Source organism: Algibacillus agarilyticus, assembly GCF_003286125.1.
GTDB classification, from domain to species: domain Bacteria; phylum Pseudomonadota; class Gammaproteobacteria; order Enterobacterales; family Alteromonadaceae; genus Algibacillus; species Algibacillus agarilyticus.
Genome location: NZ_QMED01000001.1, coordinates 127,654 through 146,743 on the forward strand (window position 1 = coordinate 127,654; position 19,090 = coordinate 146,743).

Genomic DNA, 19,090 nt, shown 5'->3' on the forward strand with positions numbered 1-19,090 from the left:
ATTCATCGGCTTAGGCATGCTTAATTACCCTATCGAATTTCTCTTCTCCCATACGCAATAAACTAGGTAAAAAGATTAAAGTAAATAGAGTGCTGACACTCATCCCACCCACGATCACAGCAGCAATACCTCGGTATAACTCAGCCCCAGCCCCAGGTATGAGTAATAGTGGCATCATGCCAAACAAGCTGGTTAAAGTACTCATTAAAATAGGCCTTAATCGTAAACGCACAGATTGTTTAACCGCATCACGTCTATGCATTCCTTCACGCTCGGCTACTCGAGTTTGATGCACTAGCAGAATGGCGTTATTAACCACTAACCCTAATAAAATAACAAAACCAATCATGGTTAATAGATCAAGAGGTTGAAAGATAAACAGGTTAGTTATTTGCAGCACCGCAACGCCGCCAAAAGTAGCCAGCGGTAACGCTAATACAACCAGTAAACTATCTTTAAATGATCGAAATAACGCCGCCATAAGCAAATATAAAATAACTAAAGCCAGTAAAAAGCTGCCCCCCATTTGTTTCAACGTGGTTTCTAATGCATTAGCACTCCCGCGATAGGTAACCGTGCCATCTTCAGGTAGTAAGGCAGTAATAACGGGCTCTACGTCTTCTTTTAAAAGGGTGATCGCTTGTTCTAAGCTCATATTGTCTGGTGGTGTAACCAGTAATGTGATCGCGCGCCGACGATCAACTCGCCGTATTTGCGAAGGCCCAGCGGTACGTTTCATGTCAACCAGTTCAGACAAGGGTAATACATCACTGTTAGGGGTATAAACCGGAGATGCGACAAGTTGCTCAGGAGTGGTCCACTCAGGGGCACGTAAAATCATACGGGCGCGGCGCTGGCCATCAAAATATTCGCCTAAAAATAAGCCATCGCCTAATGCGGCAGTCATTTGAGCGACATCTCGACGTTGCAAACCAGATTCAACAATTCGCGATTCATTAGGCGTTAATCTGATTTCAGGCTCTGCAAATTCCAACCCTGGCAAAGGTCGAGTTTGGGCCGCAGGCATCACTTGCATAATTTTACCAAAACCGGCACGAGCAGCATCAAGCGCTAAATCAATATTAGTCGCTTGTATATCAACTTCAATAGAGCGTCCGCCATCTAAACGGGCAAAAATTTCGGCTTGGCTAGCAAAGGCAATCGTATCAGGAAACCCCTGTAAAATTTCAGTATTTAACTTATGCAACAATTCTTGAATTTGATCAGGATCTCGAGCAGTTCCCCCAACAAACCCAAAGTTACCAAATAGTCCTAAAAAGTAATCTTGAATATGAGGCTCTTTTTCACCTTCATAATAAGCCTTCAAGCGTTCATTCAATACTTCGCCAATTTCGACTCGGCTCGCTTCAACACCTTGTCCTGGCGGTGTCATCACAATACCAAAAATCAAATTGCGATTACCTTTAGGTAAATAATCTGTTTGTGGAAATAATAATAACGTAATCGAGATAGCCGTTAACATGAGGCCGATAACCCATGCCCAACGTTTTTGTGCTGTAGAGGTTATCAACATCACTTTATCTGTGATCTGATCCCACCCTTTTTTATGCGGATCATCATCTTTTACATCCGAAAGTAAATTCACACTGCCAGCCGGTAGTACTAACACCGCAACCAATAATGAACTCACAACAGCAACCGTGATCGCTAACGCTAAATCACCAAATAACTGACCAGATACATCTTCTAAAAATAGAATAGGAATAAAAATAGCGATAGTTGTGGCGGTAGAAGAAAGCAATGCGCCCCACACTTGCCCTGCACCTTGCAAGGCGGCTTCGACCCGTGATTTGCCTTCCTCACGCAAACGCACAATATTCTCAAGCACCACAATAGCGGCATCGAGAACCATGCCAACCGCAAAGGCAAGACCCGCAAGCGAAACGATATTTAAGCTGCGACCAAAAACATCAAAAACAATAAAAGTTGATGTTAATGCCAATGGAATGGCAACCGCCACCATCAGCGTGGCTCTAAATTTGCGTAAAAACCACCATAATACGGCAATCGCTAAAATAATACCTAAAGCTAAATTACTGCGCACTAACTCTACTGCATCAGTAACATATAAACTTTCATCATAAACTTTAGTAATACTTAATCCGGCTTTCGGTAAAACATTGGCGTTAAGCTCATCTGTGATCACTTTCACTTTAGCCATAATATCAAGCACGTTAACATTATTTTCAGGAATAATGTTCATCGCGATCCCGCGCGAACCGATTTGATAAAGTACCCCAAACTCATCTTGTAAACGATATTCAATTGCAGCCACATCACTTAATAAAATCGCTTGTTGATTGTGTGTTGCTACGACTATTTGGCTAAAATTTTCAACCTCGTGTTTACCTTTAAAGCGAAGGGTATATCGTCTTCGTCCCACATCGGCAAACCCACCAGAACTATCTTGAATGCCTGAAAGGCGGTTAGCAAGCTCAGCGATGGTTAATCCAACCGCGGCCAATTTAGCAGGATCAAAGGTTATTCTTAATTCTTGCTCTAGAGCACCATAAATATTCGTTTTAGACACGCCATCAATACGTTCAATACGAGTTTGTATAACATCTTCAACATACTCTTTGTATGAGCGAATATCTCGCTCATTGCCTTCGGTTGCTTGAATGGCAAACCAGGCTATCGAACCACCAAACTCATCAGATCCAACATAAAGAATCGGCTCATCGGCATCAACAGGATATCGCGGAACACGATTAAGTTGATTCATGGTTTCTAACAAAGCACGGCGCAAGTCAACTTCAACATCAAACTTTAACGTAACGGAACTACGGCCTTGCGATGCTTCACTTTCGAGTTTAATTAAACCCGGTACATTTTTAAGTACATCTTCTTGCGGTTCTATAATTTCAGCTTCGATTTCTTCTGGTGCCGCTGCGCGCCAATTGGTTTGTACAATAATTTGTGGCCGTTCAACATTTGGGGTCATTTGAACAGGTAAACGTAATAAACTGAGTAAACCAAACAAAGTAATTAAGATGAGGCCGACAACAACCGCGGTCGGGTTACTCAAGGCTTGACGAGTTAAGTTCACGAACGATGTCCTCGTACTTTAACTAATCCTTCTTGCCCACCAATTTCTTGCACCGCAGCCCCTGTTCTTAAACGCTCAGCACCGCGCACAATAACTTTTTGGCCAATTTTGAGTTCACCAATCACGGCAATATTTTGTTCCATGCCGAAGGTTTCAATCACATCAACTTGCAAAGCAAGGTTGTTTTCATCGATAACAAAAACGCTAGTACGACCTTTGCGTAACACGAGTGCATCACGAGGCACTAAAAAAGCATGTTTAACATTCGCTGTCGGGGTAGCTAAAGGGGATAACGGTATTGCCACATCAACAGCGATACCCACAGGCCAAGATAATGATTCAGCATCAAGTAATAATTCCATTAAACGCGCCTTGTTATCGCCCACCGGCACTGCTTGTCTAATTTTTAATTTAGCGTTACCAAGCGCTGATTGCACTTGCAATAACATGCCTGCTTTTACATTTTGCCAAAACTTAAGTGGAATTTTTACTTTAACGTCTTTATGTTTTGTATCCACCAACCTAATGACGGCATCTGTTTGATTAACCACTTGACCTATTTGAGAAAATCGCTCAGTAACCATTCCTGAAAATGGAGCGGCTAAATCGGTATAGTCGAGTTCTAATTTGAGCCCTGCTAATAACGATTGCCCAGCATCTATTTCGGCTTTAATCATTTGTAACTCAGCAACCCGTTGCTCTAATAAGGTTTTTGATGTGTTATTTTGCGCAGCAAGCGTTTTCAAACGCCCAACTTCTTGCTCTAGAAAAGTACGCTGAGCTTCATGTTTACGTAATTCGGCTTCTTGTTTTATTAGTGCTAACTCAGCTTGCTTTTTGTCTAGTTTAAAAAGTATATCTCCCGTATTTACCTCATCCCCCACCTCAGCAAGCCAAGTGATTTGCCCCATCATTCGGCTTGCAACCATAGAATTATGACGGCTAATAAGATGTCCATTGCGCCAAACTAATTGAGCTTCTGTATTGGCTTTTATAACCGCCGTTTTGACTAAAGCAGGCGGCATATTAGCAAACGTATGAAAAGAGAAGAGAGAAGAGAGAAGAAAAAAACAAGGCAAAAATACTGAAATTCGAGGCGGTAACGACATGTTTGCTCCATGCATAAAAATGTTAATACAATTATTCTAAACAAAGAATGAATATTGTTATAGGTATACAACGACTTGTGTTAATACTTGATGAATGGGTTTAATTTGTTAAACCCAAGCCTAATAAATAATGCTATTTAATCGGTGTTTCGGCTGACTCATTAGGTGCAACCACTTCGTCTACTTCATCGCCACTAGAAAGCAATACCGCGATCCATTGTGTTTCTTCGGATGACTCTAATGCAATTTTCACCACCATGGTTAACGGCACGCTCAATAACATACCAACAGTACCTAATAACCAGCCCCAAAAAACTAATGATAAAAAGACCACGAGTGTCGAAATACCCAAGCCTTTACCCATGTAACGAGGCTCAATCATGTTGCCCATAACCGTGTTGATAGCAAAATAACCTAATGCGATAACACCGGCACCACCTAAACCAACTTGTAATAATGCTAACAAAATAACCGGCACAGCAGCAATAATGGATCCAATCGTTGGAATATAGTTGAGTAAAAAAGCCAAAAGTCCCCATAAAATAATATAATCAACGCCAACGACCCAGCATAAAATACTGGCACAAATACCCGTTAATAAACTAACAATGGTTTTGATCGCTAAATAATTTTTAACCGACGCTAAAAAGCCATCAATTTTTTTAAGGTGCATTGTTGGATCATCAAGTGCAATGTGTAATTTCTTTTTAAGCACATCGGCTTCAAATAACATAAATATCGAAGTCAGTAATATAAGAAAGAAGTTAGCTAACACATTGCTTAAGCCAGACAACGTATCGGTGGCAATAGACATAGCAGCACCAGGATCAAAATGTTCAGTGAGAAACGCTTTATTTAAATGTATGTTAAAGTTAGCGAGCTTTTCAATCAACCAAGCTAATTCGGCTTGTAACTGCGATTTATACGTCGGGATATCTTGGCTAAACTGGCTCATAGATTTAGCGACAACCCCTGTTAATAACACGCCCACGATCACAACAAAAACAATCACTAAAACAACAGCAATACTTTTGGGAATGCGATGTAGGCTTAAAAAATTAATAACCGGCTGACAAATAATAGCGACAAAAATGGACAATAATAATGGTTCTACAATAGCTGAAGCGCCATGAATACCAGCTAAAACAATAAATGTTGCGGCTAAGGTAAGCATCATTTTACTGGCAACGGATATGTGTGTTTTTATGTTCATTTTGTCCCTAATTTAATAATGAGGAGGCATAACCCCCTTTTCAAGTAATTGATCTAGACTACTTTATAACGCTATTATTTGTTTATATGCGCCAATATGCAATATATTGCCACGTTTATCACTCAAATATCACACATTATGATTAAACATTCATGTGACGACGATAGCATTATTGCGTTATGATAAAACCACAACTTTTAGATAAAATGCCTCATGAATAACAACTTAGCTAGAATAAAAATTAAAAATTTACGCCTTCGAACTTTTATTGGTTTTAATCAAGATGAAGTAAAAAACAAGCAAGATGTCATCATTAATGCCGCCATTTATTACAGTGCCAGCCGCGCTGTCACATCAGATAATGTCGATGATGCCGTGAATTATCGCACGATTACAAAAAAAATAATTGCACATGTTGAAGATGGGCGATTTTTACTATTAGAAAAGCTAACTCAAGATGTAGTTGAGATATGTAAGGATCACCCGTGGGTAGAGCTAGTCGAGGTAGAAATAGATAAGCCACATGCCTTAAGATTTGCAGATTCTGTATCGTTACAACTTAATTGGCAACGATAACGCATTATAACATTATAACATTATAACATTATAACATTATAACATTATAACATTATAACATTATAACATTATAACATTATAACATTATAACATTATAACATTATAACATTATAACATTATAACATTATAACATTATAACATTATAACCGCTACACACTGCTATTAAAGCAGTGTGCTGACACCGCATTTAGCGTAATATTTGCATTTCTTCGCCAATTTGCTTACGCATATCCATCAGCTTGATAGCAGATTCATGCTGTCGAATATCTTCTTCGGTCACAGGCACCCACTCCGGCACTTTGATTGTTTGACCCGACTCGTCTACCGCAACCATAATAACGATACAATGCGTGGTTAACCGACGATTCAATGATTTAGGATCACAAGCATAAACTTCAAGCGCAATATGCATCGAAGAACTCCCCGTATAAATAACTTTAGCCCCAACTTCGACTAAGTTACCAACATGGATAGGCGAAACAAAACGAATTCCCCCTGCATAAGCCGTGACACAATAGCGACCACTCCAGCCAGCAGCACAAGCGTAAGCGGCTAAATCGATCCATTTCATCACGGCACCACCGTGAACTTTACCACCAAAATTTACATCTTGTGGTTCAGCTAAAAAACGTAAGGTTATTTCGCGTTGACTTTGATCCATGTTTCTCTCCCCGCATAAATCAAATATAAAGAATAACTAGGCGAATAATACATACGCTTAGTTGGATAACTAATATTATCGCATGCTTCTGGAGATTTTTCTTTTGCGCTTTCAATAAATTGTCATAATTTTGCAATTAAAAACAAGGCAGGGTTTTAATTTATCAAAGCTAATTAAATAAACGTTGCACACGTTAAAAAAGAATTTAAGCCAAGTTAATAATGGGTTAGTTTATTTTAAACGTGCCGTCTTTTTTCCAAAATGCTAACGCCGATATTTGCGTTTCCCATTGCTCATTGGCATTCCAAGTAAACTTACCTTGGTAGCGTTTATTGAGCATATCAGCAGGGAATTCAGATTTTTCACGGGCAGCGGCATAATAAAAGTTAGTATCTCGACTCACAATGACTTCAGCATGACTTAATGATTGGGCTTGTTGTCGCGTTATTTGTTTAACGGTGGGTTCATCAAATCGCGTTGGGTATAAAGACGACACAATCGCTTTTTCAATCATGTTCGTTTCTTTAGAGAGAAAGTAAATACCAGCTCCTACCGGGAAGCTACCAACCATTTTTAAAAATAAACGCGTGAATTTTTCATGATAAAAACCGCGTTTCATGCCATCAAGCATCCAATCATAGGCTTTATATATTGAGTTGTAATCAAAGTCTGCTTTAGTTGATACAATAAATGACGAATAAGTCATGGGTATCCGTAGCAACTCGTTAAGTTCATTTTTAACGCCTTCACGCATATCAACCATACTTAACATGAAACGTAGCTTTTTGGTTTCAGCTTCAATAAATTCACGACGTTCGTCACGCGAATCTAATTTTCGGGGCGGTAAGCCAATCCCTAAACGCAAATAATCAACCGATTTTTTGCGCATGATCGCCAGCATAGGCTCACGTTCGTTAGGGTCTAAATTTCTGAAACGATCACCATCAAAAATAGCTTCAACTTCGGGTGCATAGCTCCCCATAGAATGCACGAGGGCAACTTTAGTTAATGGTTTTAGAATTTCTTCACGATATTTCATTTTGGCTACCGGATCGAGCTTGTTGACTTCGTCCGACATGTAACAAAGAGATTGCTCTTTAAAAATATCTTCGAGGTTTTCGCATAAATACGGGTGTTCAAATTGATGATTCCGTCTGGCATCATCAAATAAAGCAACACACAGGGCCGTGATATAAATAGGCTTAAATTTTTCATTACGTTTGCACCTAACTCGCTCTTTTGGTAAAGGAGTTGAAAGCGCGATTGTGCCTAAAAACTGGCTGAATATGCGTCGTCCATCTAATAAGTCTAATATTTGATCCGATAAACGATCAAGCGACTTAAAACGTTGCAAGCGCTCTTCATTCATTTCTTTAAATAAGCGGGTATAATCAGCTTGAACTTTTTCTTTTAGATCATATAAACGCTCTAAATAACGCTTGGCTGATTTCTGGCCCTTTATCTGCGGTAACTTCCCATTTGCTTTTTGATAGTCAGTAATAATCGTAATTTGATTATCATACTCACCAATACTTACTTTTAAGTTATTTAATTTTTTATGCTTCTCTTCATATGTTTCAAAAAAAACTTGTGCATCATCTGCTATTTTCACATATTGAGTTTTAAAATCAGAAATACGTTTTGAAATCGCACTCGCCATAGTCGGGATCGCCGATAAACGATCAGTACGATATTGCGAAAAACGCTTTATTTGGGGTTTAGTTGAACTAGCCATCAATAATTAACAACAACTCACAAAGTAAATAAAAAATATTTAGGCCGCTTTACAGCAAATAAATAACCATTTTAGCCATAGTGCAACAGAAAACATGGCCTTCGAACGAATAACACAGGTAGATTTATCATTTTAAACAAAACCGTAACATAAAGCAGCTTTCTATTGCATATTTATGTTAATTACATCAAAAGATATAAATAAATCACAAACCTTACTTTTAAAGTATATTGGTTAAAGCAATTCCTATACCAAGCCTTTGATGTTTATGGTTATAGTCAATTAAGCTTTCACCATATCCAGCAAAATACTGCGCATAGCCTCTAATTTTGCCCCACAAAGGAAAAGTAAAACCCAGTTCGACGCCGCCATTATTTGAAGTGAAATTATATCGAGTCATTAAATTGACTTCATAACGATCCCACTTATGGGCCATCAACACTTCAAAATGCCCCATATATTTCTGTATATCAGGGTTATCATCGCCTTTGTCATCCAGTGGATCTGCTTTTTTGTTTTCAGGAATACGGATCCAAGGTACAAATGCAAACGCAAAATTTTGCTTCTCTACCAGAAAGCCGGCATAAACCCGATTCCAACTGCGTGATAAAATTTGTGTACGGCCATTTGACTGATGTTCAATACCTATAATTGCCCCTGTACTCACAGACAAAGGTCGCCAATTGATAGGCGTTATGTAAAACAATTCAGGACGATAATTTGTTTCTCGGAAAGGTTTAGATATGTTATTGGAATAAACTTGCCACCACGAGGCTAACGTAAAGCCAAAATACAAGCCATCACCTTTGCTAAAAATAGGATCTTCATTAAAAGGTACTTTCAAGCTCATTTGAAATTTTGATTCTGACTTTTCTAAATTATCCGCATAATTATTCAAATCCTGATATGCGTCAGTATTTATAGAATCGGTATAGGTGAAGGGTAAAATATAATTCATGCGATGTGGGGTTATCACATACGGGTTAAACGCTGAATTTCGTTCTTTATCAAAACGACGTGATAACGCGCCGGGTTGATTGGCTTCTTGCGTCACTAAATGTTTACAGCGCTCTTTAAGTTTAGCAATCATCGCATCATTAGCTAATTGAACGAGGTGTGTTTCAATACAATCAAGATAATCCGTTTCTTTTGCTTGCAGTGGTAGGTTCAGTATTAATAACAAGCCATATACTGTAGCGCTTACTTTTTTCATCATTAACCTTATTTAACAAAGGGCAAAATAATACCAATTCATATTAATAAGAGATCTCTCAGAATGCATCCAGCGGTTTTTGAACAAGGCGTCGGTGTGCAGGAATGGTTGTTCCCTTTCAAATACCGATAACGCAGGTCAAAAGCCGCAGGGGTATTCCTTTCAGACGCCTTGATCAAGCGCATTTAAACGCTCGCTGAGTAGGCACTTATTATTACGGATTGGTATTTACCTGATGCAACTTTAACTGATTTAATTATCAAGCTAAACAGGTGATAATGACAAATAGATGATAGGTTTAATTTTGACTAGGATTTCATAAGTAGGTAAAGATTGGAGCGGCTAACGAGACTCGAACTCGTGACCCCGACCTTGGCAAGGTCGTGCTCTACCAGCTGAGCTACAGCCGCACGGTAGAAATGTCTTTCTTGTATTTATCAATTATGATAAATGGTGCCCGGGGCCGGACTTGAACCGGCACGTCCTTACGAACGAGGGATTTTAAATCCCTTGTGTCTACCAATTCCACCACCCGGGCGTTTGGGTGCTCTATTGCAAGAGTCTGTGGACTATACAATTTAACGTTGCGTTTGCTACTGCGTTGTTCTCTTGTATGGCGCGGCATTTTACGGATTTAGAGAAAGTTGTAAAGCCTTTTTTTAAAGTTTTTTTACATTTTTTGTTAACCGAACACTTAATAATCAAAAAAGCCATTTTTTGTTTATTTATTCAGCAATAACAATGATTTAATCCCTTCATATTAATATTAACCATACTCTCTACATTAAACTAAAATCACGTTACCAACATTCAAATCACTATTCTTCTAAATATTTTTGATTTGTAATCACTAATCAGTGCTCCCCAGTTAACACAAAATAATAACTACAGTTGCTCTCTCCTTTTTACCGTCATTATTTTTCTAGCATATAAAATAAAAAAGGCCTTCATTTAATTGAAGGCCTTTAAAATTTTCTATGTTGAAATACGTTACTGATTAACCACCAAAGTCATCAAGTAAGATATTATCATCTTCAACACCTAAGTCTTTCAGCATGCCGATAACAGCGGCATTCATCATAGGTGGACCACACATGTAGAACTCACAATCTTCTGGTGCATCATGGTCACGTAAATAATTTTCATATAATACGTTATGAATGAAACCAGTATAACCTTCCCAGTTATCTTCAGGTTGTGGATCCGATAATGCAACATGCCAAGTGAAGTTTTCGTTTTCAGCGGCTAAACCGTTAAAGTCATCTTCGTAGAACATTTCACGTGATGAACGAGCACCATACCAGAAAGTAATTTTACGCTTAGAATTAAGACGCTTAAGTTGGTCAAAGATATGTGAACGCATTGGCGCCATACCAGCACCCCCACCAACAAATACCATTTCGGCATCAGTGTCTTTAGCAAAAAACTCACCAAATGGCCCTGAAATAGTAACCTTATCACCTTCTGTTAAACCCCAAATGAATGAAGACATTTTACCACAAGGTAAAGTCAGGTTATTAGGCGGCGGCGTAGCAATACGCACGTTAAGCATAATAATCCCTTCTTCTTCTGGGTAATTAGCCATTGAATAAGCACGTAATGTAGGCTCATCAACTTTTGATTCTAACTTGAAGAAACCAAAACGCTCCCAATCACCACGATATTCATCAGGGATTTGGAAATCAGCATATTTAACATGATGCGCTGGCGCTTCAATTTGAATGTAACCACCCGCACGGAAAGGGACTGACTGACCATTAGGGATCTGAAGTTTAAGTTCTTTAATGAAAGTTGCTTTATTATCATTAGAGATAACTGAACATTCCCACTGTTGAACACCAAAAATTTCATCTTCTAATTCAATGTCTAAGTCTTGTTTAACACTAACTTGACATGATAAACGACAGCCTTCTTTCGCTTCACGTTTAGTTATATGGCCTTCTTCAGTTGGTAATATATCACCACCACCTGAATGAACGTGCACACGACACTGACCACATGTTCCACCGCCACCACAGGCAGATGGTATAAAAATACCTTTGTCAGCTAAAACACCCAATAATTTACCACCGGCTGCTGCTGTCACTGATTTTTCTGGATCGCCGTTTATCGTAATAGTTACATCACCAGATGAAACCAACTTTGATTTAGCAAAAATAATTACTAAAACTAAAGCTAGCACTATCGCGGTAAACATCGATACGCCGAGAATGATTTCCATCGACTTTTCCTTTAATTTTATCAAAAGGCTCTCGTATCATTAATACGAAAGCCGACATTAACCTTACAGGGAAATACCACCGAAAGACAAAAAGCCAAAAGCCATAAGTCCTGCAGTAATGAATGTAATACCCAAACCTTTTAAGCCTGCTGGTACGTCAGAATATTTCATTTTCTCACGTAAACCTGCCATTAATACAATAGCAAGCATCCAACCAACACCACTTCCTACACCATAAACAACACTTTCACCTAAGGTGTAGTTACGCGCTACCATGAATGATACGCCACCGAATATTGCACAGTTAACCGTAATCAAAGGTAGAAAAATACCTAATGCGTTGTATAAAGGCGGAAAGTACTTATCTAACACCATTTCAAGAATCTGAACTAATGCCGCGATAACACCAATAAAGGTAATAAATGATAAAAAGCTTAAATCAATTGATTCAGCCGGATCAGTAACGCCTAATAAACCATCTAATGCGCCTGGTGCTAGAATGCCTTGATATATAACTTGGTTAGCCGGTACAGCGATACCGAGTACCACAACAACAGCAACACCTAAGCCAATAGCCGTACTAATTTTTTTAGATACCGCTAAAAATGTACACATCCCTAAGAAGAAGCTTAGCGCCATATTCTCAATAAATATGGTTTTAACAAATAAACTTAAATAATGTTCCATTTGAATTAATCCTTCTCTACTTGTTCAGGTTTCTTTTGACGAATAGCCCAAATCAATAAACCAATAATGAAGAAAGAACTAAAAGGTAAAACCAATAAGCCATTCGCTTGATACCAACCGTCGTTTTGAACTAATGGTAAAATCTCAATACCAAATAAAGTACCAAAACCAAATAATTCACGGACAGTCGCAACCACTAATAAAATGAAACCGTAGCCTAAACCATTACCAATACCATCCATAAAGCTAAGCATTGGGGTTTCTTTCATCGCAAATGCTTCAGCACGCCCCATAACAATACAGTTGGTAATAATCAAACCAATATATACCGATAACTCTTTCGATAATTGATAAGAAAAAGCTTTTAACACTTGGTCAACCACGATAACTAATGATGCGATAATTGCCATTTGCACAATAATTCGCACACTAGATGGTATGTGGTTACGAATAATAGAGATAAATAAGCTTGAAAATGCAGTTACAACAACAACGGCTATTGTCATTACTGCTGCATTTACCATTGAACTTGTAACCGCTAATGCAGAACAAACACCCAGTATTTGTAATGCGATAGGGTTATTATCAAGTATTGGACTCGTAAGAACTTTTTTTGCATCTGCAGACATTAGTTCAATCCTCCATTACGGAATTTAGTAATGAATGGGCCATAGCCTTCATTACCTAACCAAAAATGTAGTGTGCGCTCAACGCCATTACTTGTTAACGTTGCACCAGATAGAGCATCAACACCATGCTCGTCACCTTTTTTAGCGCCACCTTTAACAATGCGAATTGCCACTTCATTTTGCTCATTAAACATTTTTTTACCATCCCACAACGCTTTCCATTTAGGATTTTGTACTTCAGCACCTAAACCTGGCGTTTCTTTGTGATCAGAATAAATAACACTTTTAACGGTATTTAAATCAGTTTCTAAACCGATGAAGCCGTACATTAAATCCCATAAGCCACTACCAACGATCGGCAATACTACGGTATCAACTTGGCCTGCATCATTTTTAACTAAATATATAACCGCAGTATCAGAACGTCGGTTAATACCGGCAATATCGTTTTCAGGTTTGCTGCTTTTTTCTGCATCACGTGCATTAGCACGTTCATCAAACATATCAACATCACCAGGTACGACGTTACCGCTATCCAGTTCAATAATTTTTGCTGATACATACTTAGCATATGTTCCAACAATATCTTTGCCAGCTTTATCTAATAAACCAGCAGCTTCTAATATTTTAGTTTGCTTATCTAACAATTTGTTAGCGGTTTGCATCTCTTTAAGGCCAACAGCAGAGGTTGAAACTAAAGCAGCACAAACTAAACAAACAGCTAAAACGAATAAAATCGTTTTGCTAAATGATTCTTTATTGCTAGACATGGCGAGCTAATCTCCGTTTTACATTTGCTTGAGCAACGAAATAATCAAACAATGGCGCAAACAAGTTAGCAAATAAAATTGCCAACATCATACCTTCTGGGAATGCAGGGTTAACAACACGCACCAGTACAACCATTACACCGATTAAGGCACCAAATGCATATTTACCTTGGTTCGTAAATGACGCTGATACCGGATCAGTTGCCATAAACATCATACCGAAAGCAAAACCACCAACAACAAAATGCCAATACCAAGTCATCGCAAACATGTGATTAGTATCACTACCGATTGCATTAAATAAACTTGCCGTCGCAACCATACCAAGGAACACACCTAATACGATCCGCCAAGAAGCAATACCTTTATAAAGGATATACGCACCACCGAGTAACACGGCAACAGTAGACACTTCACCAACAGAACCAGGAATAAAACCTAAGAAGGCATCCCACCAAGCAGCATTAAGTGTGTAATCAACTAAACCGCTGTTAGCTGCGCTTAATAAAGTTGCACCAGAGAAACCATCAACGGCCACCCAAACAGCATCACCTGAAATTTCAGCTGGGTATGCAAAGAATAAAAATGCACGACCGGCTAAAGCAGGGTTTAAAAAGTTCTTACCCGTGCCACCAAATACTTCTTTAGCAATAACCACACCAAAAGTAATACCTAAAGCAACCTGCCATAACGGGATGGTAGCCGGTAAAACCAATGCAAAAAGAATAGATGTTACGAAGAAACCTTCGTTAACTTCATGTTTGCGCACGGCGGCAAATAAAACTTCCCAGAAACCACCTACGATAAAGGTCGTTGCATATATAGGAAGAAAGAAGCAGCCGCCATAGAACATCAATTCAAACCAAGCTGAACTGACCGTTAATTCACCACCTAAAGCAGCAAATATAGCGGTTTGCCAAGAATCTGGGATTGCATAACCAGCAATCAAAGCATCTTGCGCTTGTAAGCCAACGTTGTACATACCAAAAAACATGGCAGGAAAAACAGCTAACCAAACGGTGATCATAATACGTTTTAAGTCAATACTATCACGTACATGGGTTTTACCTTTAGTTACATAACCCGGTGTAAATAAACCGGTAGCGACTGCTTCATATAAAGCAAACCACTTTTCATATTTACCGCCTTTTTCAAAATGCGGTTCTATGTCTTCAATAAACTTTTTAACGCTCATGTCTAACCTTCCTTCTCAATTGTCGTTAGGCAATCACGCAATATGACTCCGTAGTCTGTTTTACCAGGACAAACGAAAGTACATAAAGCTAAATCTTCTTCATCTAGCTCCAATGCGCCCAATTGTTGAGCCCCATCAGTATCACCCGCACATAAATCACGTAATAATAAAGTAGGAAGGATGTCTAAAGGCATGACTCGCTCATAGTTGCCAATTGGCACCATCGCACGATCACTACCATTAGTTGTAGTGGTCATGTTGAATAGTTTACTTGGGAAAAGATGAGACATATAAGCACGTGTAACCGAGAACATATTAGGTCCAGGATACATATAACCAATGAATTCTTTTTCGCGACCTTCAAGTAAAGCAGATACTTGAGTATGGAAACGACCAAGATAAGCATGCACACCCACGGCTTTAGAACCCGCTAAAACAGAACCAGAAATAAGACGCACTTCACCTTCGTTGGTTTCGTTTGCCATTAATTCTTCTAGGTTTGCACCTAATAATGTTTTAACTAATCGAGGCTTAGCAGCAACAGGGCCACCCAGCGCAACAACACGTTCTGAATTTAATTCACCGGTTGTAAAGAGCTGACCTAGCGCAATCACATCTTGATAGCCAATATGCCATACTGATTTATTTGCACTAACCGCATCTAAATTGTGAATATGCGTACCCACTAAGCCTGCTGGGTGTTTACCCGCAAATTCCTGGCTTTCAACACCAGAAACAGAAGGGACATTACTGCCGCCGGCTTTACATAAGAATACTTTGCCATCAGTTAACTGAGTTAATAGCGTTAAACCATTAATAAAGTCTTCTGATTTTTCAGCGATCACAACTTCTGGATTAGCAGCTAAAGGGTTTGTATCAATAGCCGTAACAAAAATTGAATGCGCAGTAGCATCTAATGCTGGGGTTTTACTAAATGGACGTGTACGCAAAGCCGTCCACAAACCCGATTGAACCATGGTTTCTTGAACTTTTTCACGACCTAAGCTGCTTAATGCACCCGAGTCATATTTAGTGAAGGATTCTTGCTCATCCCCTTTGAGAGTAATAACTACAGATTGTAATACGCGTTTTGCACCGCGATTAATCTCTGTAATTTCACCAGCTGCCGGTGCTGTAAATACAACACCTAAATTCTTTTTATCTTCAAAAAGAACTTGCCCTTTTTTAACGTTATCGCCAACGCGAACACGCATAGTAGGGCGCATGCCAATGTACTCTTCACCAAGGACAGCAATCTTTGTAACGGTATTACCGCTAGATATTGCTTGTTCAGGTGCTCCTGAGATAGGAACATCCAAGCCTTTCTTGATAGTTATCATAGGTTTGCACTTAATGTTTTAATGTTAAAAACTAGAAATAGGAATTTTTTTGTCATGTGTGCTCGCATATTATTTTTATTCGACGGCAAGCTTTTACACTTAAATATGTATATATGTGCTTAATAACCGGTAGATTTTAGCACGTATTGATTTTTTTTCGCTACGAAAAATACGTAACTTATAATTTTTTTGCAGTAAAATGGTGTTTTTTTATGCACAAAAATAATGCACAAAGGAAAATACAGCTATTTAAGAATAACAAGCCTGCATGACAGGCTTGTTATTTAAACACAAAATTGCTTAGTCAACTAAGTTAACATTCACAATCGGGCTAACATCTTGATCATAATCAACGCCAGCCACTTCAAAGCCAAATAATTTTAAGAATTCATGATTATAACCAACGTAATCGGTTAATTCATCGATAGTTTCAGTTGTTACTTCATGCCATAACGATTCAACACGCGCTTGTACATCGTCTTCTAATTCTTTGTAGTTTTGGCGTAAACGGCCTTCTTCATCAAGGCGTGGGCTTTCACCGTACAAGTTTTCCCAGAATAAGCCAGCAATTTGCTGAATTACACCTTCATAAGTGCCATCTTCTTTCATCACTTTAAATAAAGCTGAAATATATAATGGCATAATTGGAATAGCCGAGCTTGCTTGAGTAACAACGGCATTTAACGAGGTTACATAGGCTTCACCTTTTAAATCACTCGTTGTTGATTTAATTGCTGTTGCCGCTCTATCAAGATCTTCTTTTGCTTTACCAATAGTCGCGTGGCCATAAATTGGCCAAGTTAATTTTTTACCGATGTATGTGTAAGCCGTTGTTTTAAAACCGTCGGCTAATACACCCGCTTCTTGTAAAGCGTTGATCCACAATTCCCAATCTTGGCCGCCCATTACATTAATGGTGCCTTCGATTTCAGCTTCATTTGCCGCTTCAACACTAACTTCATCAATAATACGTTTAGAGGTATTTAAGTTTTTAGTGGTAACAGACGAGCCAATGGGCTTTAACGTTGAAGAGTAAACTTCACCTGTTTCAGGATCGGTACGGCGAGGAGACGCAAGGCTATACACAACTAAATCAATCTTACCTAAATCTTGCTTGATCGTTTCAATTGTTTTGGCTTTTATTTCATTAGAGAATGCATCACCATTAATATTTTTTGCATATAAACCTTCGCTTTCGGCAGCGGCCTGAAATGCAGCCGTGTTATACCAACCTGCACTACCGGTTTTCTTTTCAGTAGCCGGTTTTTCAAAAAACACACCTAAGGTGTTAGCGCCACAACCAAATGCAGAGGTAATACGCGATGCTAATCCATAGCCAGTTGAAGAACCAATAACAAGTACATTTTTAGGGCCTTTAAGTGCACCTTTAGATTTTACAAAGTCAATTTGCTCTTGAACCGCAGCAGCACAACCAACTGGGTGCGCATTTGTACAAATAAAGCCACGAACTTTTGGCTTAATTACCATAATAAATATCCTAATAAAAAAGTATGGGTCAGACCCTAAAAATAGGGCCTTATGTTAATCGTTTTAAAACACAAACTGATCTGATCAGTTAGCTTTTAATTCTCGAGTTCGATAGTAAGCTTGCTCAGATACTTCATGATACTTTCGAGCTTGCTCATAGAATGCTAAATAAGATCCATAAACCTTTTTAGAAACTGGATCATTTTGAATTAAATCAGCAATGACTTCATCGGTGAGTTGCTTATATTGGCGTAGAACATCATCAGGTAATTGCTTAATTTCGACGCCATGTTTATTAACTAATGTTTGTAGAGCTTTATTATTCTCTGCTGTGTATTCCGACAACATATCAGAATTTACGGCACGCGCAGCCACTTCAACTATCTTTTGCAGATCGGCGGGTAAAGCTAATAACGCGTCTTCATTAACAATAAACTCCAACATAGAACCAGGTTCATGCCAAGCCGATGTGTAATAATATTTAGCCGCTTTATGAAAACCAAACGCTAAATCATTATAAGGACCAACCCATTCAGTCGCATCAATCGCGCCAGTTTGTAATGCGGTAAATAACTCACCACCGGGTAAATTAACCGGTACACCGCCAGCTCTTTGAAATACATCGCCAGCCAATCCTGGAATACGCATTTTCAATCCTTGGATATCGGCCAAAGAATTGACTTCTTTGTTAAACCATCCCGCCATTTGAGTGCCGGTATTGCCCCCTGCAAACGGAACCAAACCAAAAGGCTTATAAACTTCACGCCATAACGCGAGGCCTTCACCGTGATGGATCCAAGCATTGAGTTCTTGTGCATTCATCCCAAAAGGAATTGAAGAGAAAAACGGTGCGGCTGGAATTTTACCTTTCCAATAATAAGCGCCAGAATGCCCCATCTGAGCAGTCCCATTTCTTACCGCTTCAAATACACCTAATGCCGGTACGATCTCACCTGCCCCATAAACTTTGACGGTTAAACGCCCACCCGACATTTCGTTTACATACTTAGCAAATTTTTCAGGCCCTAAACCTAAACCTGGAAAGTTTTTAGGCCAACTCGTCACCAACTTCCATTTAAATTGTTGTGTTTTTTGTGTTGTGTCTGCTGTATTTTTTTCACCGCAACCCGCTAAAAATAGTGCGCAGATAAGAGTGAGATAAGGTAATAACAATTTCATTTTA

At 38.9% G+C, this 19,090-nt stretch carries 15 protein-coding genes and 2 tRNA genes; 1 reads left to right on the plus strand and 16 read right to left on the minus strand.

Features of this window, described 5'->3' with window-relative positions:
- Positions 1–10: 10 nt before the first annotated feature.
- The 3 genes from DPX34_RS00555 to DPX34_RS00565 form a co-directional block, all read right to left on the minus strand.
- Positions 11–3,070, minus strand: coding sequence for an efflux RND transporter permease subunit (locus DPX34_RS00555; protein ID WP_111976459.1), 3,060 nt, complete (start codon positions 3,068–3,070; stop codon positions 11–13).
- Positions 3,067–4,179, minus strand: a complete 1,113-nt coding sequence (locus DPX34_RS00560; protein ID WP_157964577.1) for an efflux RND transporter periplasmic adaptor subunit — start codon at positions 4,177–4,179, stop codon at positions 3,067–3,069. The genes DPX34_RS00555 and DPX34_RS00560 overlap by 4 nt, the downstream gene beginning before the upstream one ends.
- 133 nt (positions 4,180–4,312) lie before the next feature.
- Complete coding sequence (locus DPX34_RS00565; RefSeq protein ID WP_111976461.1) at positions 4,313–5,392, minus strand: AI-2E family transporter; 1,080 nt, start codon at positions 5,390–5,392, stop codon at positions 4,313–4,315.
- A 213-nt stretch (positions 5,393–5,605) separates the two neighbouring features.
- On the opposite strand from DPX34_RS00565, the gene folX reads away from it, so the two are divergent.
- The gene (folX, locus tag DPX34_RS00570; RefSeq protein WP_111976462.1) at positions 5,606–5,968 is read left to right on the plus strand and encodes a dihydroneopterin triphosphate 2'-epimerase; all 363 of its coding nucleotides are present in this window, start codon (positions 5,606–5,608) and stop codon (positions 5,966–5,968) included.
- Between the two features lie 187 nt (positions 5,969–6,155).
- Here folX and DPX34_RS00575 read toward each other — a convergent pair whose 3' ends face one another.
- The 13 genes from DPX34_RS00575 to DPX34_RS00635 form a co-directional block, all read right to left on the minus strand.
- Positions 6,156–6,629 (minus strand): acyl-CoA thioesterase, encoded by a 474-nt coding sequence (locus DPX34_RS00575; RefSeq protein WP_111976463.1) that lies wholly within the window; start codon positions 6,627–6,629, stop codon positions 6,156–6,158.
- Between the two features lie 226 nt (positions 6,630–6,855).
- A complete protein-coding gene (locus DPX34_RS00580; protein WP_111976464.1) occupies positions 6,856–8,364 on the minus strand; it encodes a hypothetical protein in 1,509 nt (502 codons plus the stop codon).
- Between the two features lie 220 nt (positions 8,365–8,584).
- Complete coding sequence (locus DPX34_RS00585; protein ID WP_198673591.1) at positions 8,585–9,577, minus strand: phospholipase A; 993 nt, start codon at positions 9,575–9,577, stop codon at positions 8,585–8,587.
- 334 nt (positions 9,578–9,911) lie between these two features.
- Positions 9,912–9,987, minus strand: a tRNA-Gly gene (locus DPX34_RS00590).
- Positions 9,988–10,028: 41 nt separating this feature from the next.
- Positions 10,029–10,115, minus strand: a tRNA-Leu gene (locus DPX34_RS00595).
- A 459-nt stretch (positions 10,116–10,574) separates the two neighbouring features.
- Positions 10,575–11,798, minus strand: a complete 1,224-nt coding sequence (gene nqrF / locus DPX34_RS00600) for an NADH:ubiquinone reductase (Na(+)-transporting) subunit F (protein WP_111976466.1) — start codon at positions 11,796–11,798, stop codon at positions 10,575–10,577.
- 63 nt (positions 11,799–11,861) lie between these two features.
- Positions 11,862–12,485, minus strand: a complete 624-nt coding sequence (nqrE, locus tag DPX34_RS00605) for an NADH:ubiquinone reductase (Na(+)-transporting) subunit E (protein WP_111976467.1) — start codon at positions 12,483–12,485, stop codon at positions 11,862–11,864.
- A gap of 5 nt (positions 12,486–12,490) precedes the next feature.
- Positions 12,491–13,114 (minus strand): NADH:ubiquinone reductase (Na(+)-transporting) subunit D, encoded by a 624-nt coding sequence (locus tag DPX34_RS00610; protein ID WP_111976468.1) that lies wholly within the window; start codon positions 13,112–13,114, stop codon positions 12,491–12,493.
- A complete protein-coding gene (locus DPX34_RS00615) occupies positions 13,114–13,884 on the minus strand; it encodes a Na(+)-translocating NADH-quinone reductase subunit C (protein WP_111976469.1) in 771 nt (256 codons plus the stop codon). The genes DPX34_RS00610 and DPX34_RS00615 overlap by 1 nt, the downstream gene beginning before the upstream one ends.
- Positions 13,877–15,079, minus strand: a complete 1,203-nt coding sequence (locus tag DPX34_RS00620; protein WP_111976470.1) for an NADH:ubiquinone reductase (Na(+)-transporting) subunit B — start codon at positions 15,077–15,079, stop codon at positions 13,877–13,879. The genes DPX34_RS00615 and DPX34_RS00620 overlap by 8 nt, the downstream gene beginning before the upstream one ends.
- Before the next feature lie 2 nt (positions 15,080–15,081).
- Positions 15,082–16,419: a Na(+)-translocating NADH-quinone reductase subunit A gene (locus DPX34_RS00625; protein ID WP_111976471.1), complete on the minus strand. Its 1,338-nt coding sequence runs from the start codon at positions 16,417–16,419 to the stop codon at positions 15,082–15,084.
- 300 nt (positions 16,420–16,719) lie between these two features.
- Entirely contained in the window at positions 16,720–17,907 is a 1,188-nt protein-coding gene (gene fabV / locus DPX34_RS00630; protein ID WP_111976472.1) for an enoyl-ACP reductase FabV, read from the minus strand.
- An 84-nt stretch (positions 17,908–17,991) separates the two neighbouring features.
- On the minus strand, positions 17,992–19,086 hold the full coding sequence (locus DPX34_RS00635; protein WP_111976473.1) for a TRAP transporter substrate-binding protein: 1,095 nt from the start codon (positions 19,084–19,086) through the stop codon (positions 17,992–17,994).
- Positions 19,087–19,090: the final 4 nt, after the last annotated feature.

What these genes read in the sequence shown, in the direction of transcription:
- DPX34_RS00560 (WP_157964577.1), bottom strand. Translation starts at nt 4,179, where the DNA reads ATGTCGTTACCGCCTCGAATTTCAGTATTTTTGCCTTGTTTTTTTCTT.
- DPX34_RS00565 (WP_111976461.1), bottom strand. Translation starts at nt 5,392, where the DNA reads ATGAACATAAAAACACACATATCCGTTGCCAGTAAAATGATGCTTACC.
- folX (WP_111976462.1), top strand. Translation starts at nt 5,606, where the DNA reads ATGAATAACAACTTAGCTAGAATAAAAATTAAAAATTTACGCCTTCGA.
- DPX34_RS00575 (WP_111976463.1), bottom strand. Translation starts at nt 6,629, where the DNA reads ATGGATCAAAGTCAACGCGAAATAACCTTACGTTTTTTAGCTGAACCA.
- DPX34_RS00580 (WP_111976464.1), bottom strand. Translation starts at nt 8,364, where the DNA reads ATGGCTAGTTCAACTAAACCCCAAATAAAGCGTTTTTCGCAATATCGT.
- DPX34_RS00585 (WP_198673591.1), bottom strand. Translation starts at nt 9,577, where the DNA reads ATGAAAAAAGTAAGCGCTACAGTATATGGCTTGTTATTAATACTGAAC.
- nqrF (WP_111976466.1), bottom strand. Translation starts at nt 11,798, where the DNA reads ATGGAAATCATTCTCGGCGTATCGATGTTTACCGCGATAGTGCTAGCT.
- nqrE (WP_111976467.1), bottom strand. Translation starts at nt 12,485, where the DNA reads ATGGAACATTATTTAAGTTTATTTGTTAAAACCATATTTATTGAGAAT.
- DPX34_RS00610 (WP_111976468.1), bottom strand. Translation starts at nt 13,114, where the DNA reads ATGTCTGCAGATGCAAAAAAAGTTCTTACGAGTCCAATACTTGATAAT.
- DPX34_RS00615 (WP_111976469.1), bottom strand. Translation starts at nt 13,884, where the DNA reads ATGTCTAGCAATAAAGAATCATTTAGCAAAACGATTTTATTCGTTTTA.
- DPX34_RS00620 (WP_111976470.1), bottom strand. Translation starts at nt 15,079, where the DNA reads ATGAGCGTTAAAAAGTTTATTGAAGACATAGAACCGCATTTTGAAAAA.
- DPX34_RS00625 (WP_111976471.1), bottom strand. Translation starts at nt 16,419, where the DNA reads ATGATAACTATCAAGAAAGGCTTGGATGTTCCTATCTCAGGAGCACCT.
- fabV (WP_111976472.1), bottom strand. Translation starts at nt 17,907, where the DNA reads ATGGTAATTAAGCCAAAAGTTCGTGGCTTTATTTGTACAAATGCGCAC.
- DPX34_RS00635 (WP_111976473.1), bottom strand. Translation starts at nt 19,086, where the DNA reads ATGAAATTGTTATTACCTTATCTCACTCTTATCTGCGCACTATTTTTA.